The following is a 790-nucleotide window of genomic DNA, read 5'->3' as shown; positions in this document are numbered from 1 at the left end:
CGGCTTTAGATTAAAAATTGTTCGAATGTCAGCTCAGAATGCTCTTTTAAGCTTAAAAATTAATGTACTATATAAGCAATGTTTTATATTTCCTGTGCTGCGTATTCTCTTTATTTCTCGGGAAGTGGGACTTTTTCTTCTCGTTTTTTTTTCATGAAAATATTTATTCGTACGTTTTCAAAATAAGAACTTGAATGATTCAGATGATAAACTGTATCAATACAATCGCTTTTAGAATTGAAGTTCTCATTATTGTAGTTTTATTCGTTTTTGATGGGAAACATTTTAGAATTTCGCATAGTTATAATAGCTTATTTATTTTATTATTTCTCATGGTTTATAGATGCAATATGAAGCGATGAAGGGATAAAAAACAATGTTGAAAAAGCGGATGACAGAAGACTACTCTTTCGATAAGTCGTTTTGAAGTAAAAGACAGTTTGAGAAATGGCAAAGATATAAATAGGTGTAACATGAATGAACTGACCCATATTGATACTGTTATAGAGGATTATGATGCTGTTTTTTGCGATGTGTGGGGTGTGGTGCATAACGGTGTACATGCATTTGAACCGGCTTTGAAAGTATTACACAAAATTCGAAAGATGGGAAAAAGCGTCATTTTTGTGACCAATTCACCTCCTCCACGTGAAAATATCGTTGATCAATTACAAAGTATGAATGTACATAGCGATTGTTATGATGCCATTATCACTTCAGGGGATGTGACGCGTGATCTCATTCGGGCTGCACCGCGTAGAGTTTTTTTTATTGGTCAGCAACGTGATTT

Annotated in this window: 1 pseudogene; it reads left to right on the top strand. The window is 33.7% G+C overall.

The annotated features are described in order from the left end of the window. Nucleotides 1–473 precede the first annotated feature (473 nt). Nucleotides 474–790: pseudogene (locus ACFINS_RS10050) on the top strand (TIGR01459 family HAD-type hydrolase); the annotation flags it as partial.

It is taken from the genome of Bartonella sp. AA2SXKL (assembly GCF_042197205.1).
Lineage (GTDB): Bacteria > Pseudomonadota > Alphaproteobacteria > Rhizobiales > Rhizobiaceae > Bartonella.
Note: the sequence above shows the minus strand (reverse complement) of the source record. Positions and strands in the feature narration are given on the sequence as shown.